Here is a 5,442-nt window from a genome sequence, read left to right on the forward strand (position 1 = left end):
CCCCAAACCCCAAACCCCGACAAAACCCTTTGGTAGTACACTATAAAAATATTAAAATTTATTAATTTTTCTGAAAATCCTGTTTTTTCAAAATCAAGTCCTTTTGACTTGAAACCTTATACTTTTTATTTTGAAAATTATATTGTTATCGATGCGGGTACAAGCGGTCTGGAGAAAATGCAGACCCTAACTGAAGATGAATACCAGGATGCGCGGCAGGAATTCGGCAAGGACGCGTTCATCGCCAAGATGGGCGCAGAGGCTATCCGCATCCTGCTCGAAGAAATCGACCTGGATCTGCTCAGTGAAGAACTGCATGCCCAGTTCAAGACGACCAAATCCATTCAAAGCCGGACCAAAGCTATTAAACGGCTCAAGGTTGTGGAGGCGCTCCGCAAGTCGGGCAACAATCCCGTGTGGATGGTGCTCGATGTGATTCCGGTGATTCCCCCGGACTTGCGCCCGCTTGTTCCGCTGGAGGGCGGACGGTATGCAACCAGCGACCTGAACGATTTGTATCGTCGGGTAATTAACCGGAATAACCGGCTGAAACGGCTCATCGAATTGCGCGCCCCCGAAGTGATACTGCGTAACGAAAAGCGGATGCTTCAGGAAGCCGTGGATGCCCTGTTCGATAACGGCCGCCACGGTCGCACCGTGCTGGGTGCCGGGAATCGACCGCTCAAATCCCTGTCCGATATGCTCAAAGGAAAACAGGGGCGTTTCCGCCAGAATCTGCTGGGGAAACGGGTGGACTACTCCGGGCGTTCCGTCATCGTCGTGGGGCCGCAGCTCAAACTGCACCAGTGCGGTCTGCCCAAGAAAATGGCACTGGAACTGTTTGAACCTTTCATCATTTATGAACTCAAAGAGCGGGGCATTGCCACCACCATCAAGGCAGCCAAACGTGTCATCGGTCAGGGGCGTACGGAAGTCTGGGATATTCTGGAGGAGGTTATCCAGGATCATCCCGTCATGCTCAACCGCGCGCCCACGCTGCACCGTCTCGGTATCCAGGCATTTGAGCCTACCCTTATTGAAGGGAAGGCCATTCGCCTTCACCCGCTTGTGTGTAAAGCCTTCAATGCCGATTTCGACGGCGACCAGATGGCGGTGCACGTGCCGCTCTCCACCCGGGCCCGGGCCGAGGCCCACGTGCTGATGATGAGCACGCGCAACCTGCTCAAGCCGGCCAGCGGTAAACCGATCATCGTGCCGACCCAGGACATGGTTCTGGGGCTCTACTACCTGACGAAGTCCAAGCGCGGCCGGAAGGGGGAAGGGCGCGTCTTCGGCGCGATGGACGAGGTCCTGCTGGCGCTGCACGCCGGAGAAGTGGAGACGCTCACGCCGATCCGGCTGCGCTATTCCGGCGCGCTGATGGATTTGACCACGCTCTACGACGATCAGGATGTGCTGCGCGCTCCCGTGCGCGAGGTCGACGGCGGCCTGATCGACACTTCCGTGGGGCGGGTCATCTTCAACATGGCCCTGCCGGATGGCTTGCCTTACGTCAATGGATTGTTGAAGAAGAAGGGTTTGCAGGAACTGGTCAACTACTGCTCGCTGACTTACGGCAATGATACGACGGTGGTCATGGTCGACCGACTCAAAGATCTGGGTTTTCTCTACGCGACGAAAGCCGGCGTCTCGATCGGTATCGACGACATGGAGATTCCGGCGGACAAGCCGCGACTGGTCGAGGAGGCGAGGGATCTGCAGATCGAGGTCGAGCAGCAGTATCTCGACGGCGCGATCACCAACGGCGAGCGCTACAACAAGGTCGTCGCCATCTGGTCCGACGTCACAGACCGGGTCGCCGAGGCGATGTTCGAGAGGATGCGCAGCGCCGACGATGATCCGTCCGCCGAGTTCAACCCGATCTACATCATGGCGGATTCCGGCGCCCGGGGCAGCAAGCAGCAGATGCGCCAGCTCGCCGGAATGCGGGGCCTGATGGCCAAGCCTTCCGGAGAGATCATCGAAACCCCGATCACCGCCAACTTCCGTGAGGGCCTGACGGTGGCGCAGTACTTCATCTCCACCCACGGTGCGCGGAAGGGATTGGCGGACACGGCGCTCAAGACGGCGGATTCGGGCTACCTGACCCGCCGTTTGGTGGATGTGGCCCAGGACGTGATCATCATCGACCGTGATTGCGGCACCTTCGACGGCATCTCGGTCAAGGCCATCGTCGAAGGCGGCGAAGTGATCGAATCCTTGCGTGACCGCCTCGTCGGGCGCGTCGCACTCGAGCCGGTCATCGACCCGACCCATGGTGATCTGATCGTCGATGAGAACCAGGAGATCGACGAGGAGCTGGCCGAGAAAATCCAGCTCGCAGGGATCGAGGAGGTGAAGATCCGCTCCGTGCTGACCTGCGAGGAGCCTCGTGGCGTGTGCCAGCTGTGCTATGGCCGGGACCTGGCAACGGGCAAACTGGTCGAAAAGGGGCAGGCCGTGGGCGTGCTGGCGGCCCAGTCGATCGGTGAGCCGGGCACGCAGCTTACGATGCGTACCTTCCACATCGGAGGAACCGCCCAGGCCCGCGAGGAGTCCCACGCCGACGCCAAGACCGAGGGCACGGTCAAATATATCGACATCAAATATGTCAAGAACAACGCGGGCGACAACGTGGTGATGAGCCGGGCGGGCAGCCTCGTGATCCTCGATCACCGTGGTGGTGAGCGAGAACGCCACGCGGTGGCTTACGGCGCGGTGCTGAAGGTCGAGGACGGCCAGGCCGTCACTCCCGGCACGCAACTCCTCGAGTGGGATCCCTACAGCTTCGCCATCCTCACCGAAGAGGAAGGGGCGATCCACTACCAGGACGTGGTCGAAGGCGTCACCGTCAAGGAGGAGCAGGACGACGTCACCGGATTCGTCCAGCGCACCATCATCTCCGCCAAGGACGAGAAGCTCCAGCCGAAGATCATCATCAAAAAGGGCAAGCAGAAGATCCGGGAGTACAACCTTCCGGTGCGTTCGATCCTGATGGTCGAGGATGGGCAGGGTGTCTCCCCGGGTGATGTGCTGGTGAAGATTCCCCGCGAGACGACGAAGACCAAGGACATTACCGGTGGTCTGCCGAGGGTGGTGGAACTCTTCGAGGCGCGCGAGCCCAAGGAGCCGGCCGTGATCGCGGAGATCGACGGCGTCGTCGAGTACGGTGGCCTCGAGCGCGGACACCAGACCGTGCACGTGATATCACCCCAGGGTGAGCGCCGTGACTACAAGATCCCCAAGGGCAAGCACATCGCCGCCCGGGAGGGCGAGGAGGTCCACGCCGGCGATGCCCTGATGGACGGGCCGAAGAACCCCCACGATATTCTCAGCGTCCTCGGCGAGAACGCCCTGCAGGAGTACCTGGTCAACGAGATCCAGGAGGTTTACCGCCTTCAGGGTGTGGACATCAACGACAAGCACATCGAGGTGATCGTCCGCCAGATGATGCGCTGGGTGAAGATCGAAGAGGTGGGTGACACCAGTTTCGTGCTGGAGGAGAAGGTGGATCGTTTCCGCTTCCGCGAAGAGAACCAACGGGTCATCGCGGAGGGAGGCGAGCCCGCCATGGGGCGCCCGCTGCTTCTCGGCATCACCAAGGCCAGCCTTTCGACCGACTCCTTCGTATCCGCGGCGAGTTTCCAGGAGACCACCCGGGTGCTGACTCAGGCGGCGATCGACGGCGCGGTCGATCGCCTTCGCGGGTTGAAGGAGAACGTGATCATGGGGCGCCTCGTGCCCGCGGGGACGGGCGCCGAGCCCTACAGGGAGTACCACGTGCCCACCACGGCAGCGCCGGAAGAGGAGCCCGAGGAGGACTTCCTTTCCATCGAGGCGGGTACCGACGAGACCACCCTGGCCCAGCTGCTGGCCGGCGGAACGCTGCCCACCCCGAAGAAATAGGGAAGGGCAGGGGCGCGCCCCGGCCTCGAACTGCGGGCTTGTGCGAAAGGGAGGCGAAAGTGGGCCGGCGGGAGGACAGGTTTTTGGACTTGTGCCTTGACACCCTCCTGCCGGTGCTCTAGCCTTACGGCTTCGCGCTGACCGACCCGTTTCATCCGTCGCCGAGCGAGCGGGAAGTTCCCGAGCCGGGGTGGCTTAGAGGCGGTCAGCCATGGTTGGGGCGTACGGCCGGGTCCACCGCCGAAAGGGGCGGTCCGATCCGGTACGCGCCATGAGCAAGGAAGGCAGATCCAGCGAGCAGAAGGTCTCGATATGGGGTTTCGCCTGCGCCCCGTGGGAGACGCTGCACGAGATCGCTGGGTCCGGTGGCGCTGCAAGTGAGTCGGCAGCGATCGGCAAGCAGGTTGGATAGGCGACGCGAGCGTGCTCTCGAGGTCTCTGTGGCCTGCGCGCGCTTAAGGCCCCCTGCGGGCGGCAAGGAGAAGTGGGACGTGCCGACGATCAGCCAGTTGGTTCGCTCAGGAAGAAAGGCCATCAAGGCCAAGACGGCCAGCCCGGCGTTGCAATCCTGCCCTCAGCGGCGGGGTGTCTGCACCCGGGTCTACACCACGACGCCCAAGAAGCCGAACTCGGCGCTGCGCAAGGTCGCCCGAGTTCGCCTGACCAATGGCATCGAGGTCACCGCCTACATTCCCGGGGTGGGGCATAACCTGCAGGAACACTCGATCGTTCTGATCCGTGGTGGCCGAGTCAAGGATCTGCCCGGTGTGCGCTATCACATCGTCCGCGGGACGCTCGATACCTCCGGCGTCGACGGGCGCCGCCAGGGCCGTTCCAAGTACGGCGCCAAGCGCCCGAAGTCCTGAGGGCTGGGGAGGAGACGTCATGCCGAGACGCCGTGAGGTTCCAGTTCGCCCGACGCTTCCGGATCCCGTCTACGGGTCCACGCTCGTGGCCAAGTTCGTCAACGCCATCATGCACGACGGCAAGCGCAGCACCGCCGAGCGTGTTTTCTATCGCGCGATGAAGCGCATCGAGGAAAAGACCGGCGAAGATCCGCTGAAGGTCTTCACCAAGGCGATCGAGAATGTCAAGCCGGTGATGGAGGTCAAGTCGCGCCGGGTCGGCGGCTCCAACTACCAGGTGCCCGTCGAAGTTTCCCCCAAGCGGCGGCTGAGTCTCGCCTTCCGTTGGTTGATCGCCTATGCCAAGGCTCGGCCGGAGCGCTCGACGATCGAGAAGCTCGCCGGGGAGTTCATGGATGCGTCCGCCGGTCGTGGTGGCGCCATGAAGAAGAAAGACGATGTCCACCGCATGGCGGAGGCGAACAAGGCCTTCGCGCATTACCGCTGGTAGGGCGAGGGCCCGGCGGCGCAAGAGGGAAAAATCATGGCCAAGGAAAAGTTCGAGCGTACGAAGCCCCACGTGAACGTCGGTACGATTGGTCACGTGGACCACGGAAAGACGACGCTGACGGCGGCGATCACGACGGTTCTTTCGGAGCACAGCGACAAGGTCGAGGTGCGTAGTTTCGAT

The 5,442-nt window shown here is 61.7% G+C and carries 3 protein-coding genes and 1 pseudogene; all 4 read left to right on the forward strand.

Going from position 1 to position 5,442, the window contains the following annotated elements; all coding sequences use genetic code 11:
* Positions 1–126 precede the first annotated feature (126 nt).
* Positions 127–3,906, forward strand: a pseudogene (gene rpoC / locus Q9Q40_00375) (DNA-directed RNA polymerase subunit beta').
* A 491-nt stretch (positions 3,907–4,397) separates the two neighbouring features.
* Positions 4,398–4,772 (forward strand): 30S ribosomal protein S12, encoded by a 375-nt coding sequence (rpsL, locus tag Q9Q40_00380; protein MDQ7005667.1) that lies wholly within the window; start codon positions 4,398–4,400, stop codon positions 4,770–4,772.
* A 19-nt stretch (positions 4,773–4,791) separates the two neighbouring features.
* Positions 4,792–5,262: a 30S ribosomal protein S7 gene (gene rpsG, locus Q9Q40_00385; protein MDQ7005668.1), complete on the forward strand. Its 471-nt coding sequence runs from the start codon at positions 4,792–4,794 to the stop codon at positions 5,260–5,262.
* Between the two features lie 33 nt (positions 5,263–5,295).
* Positions 5,296–5,442: GTP-binding protein (locus Q9Q40_00390; protein ID MDQ7005669.1), on the forward strand; the 147-nt coding region annotated here is incomplete at its 3' end.

This window comes from Acidobacteriota bacterium, assembly GCA_030949985.1.
Lineage (GTDB): Bacteria > Acidobacteriota > Polarisedimenticolia > J045 > J045 > JALTMS01.

Coding starts and splice junctions, on each gene's coding strand:
- rpsG (MDQ7005668.1), top strand. CDS start 4,792: ATGCCGAGACGCCGTGAGGTTCCAGTTCGCCCGACGCTTCCGGATCCC.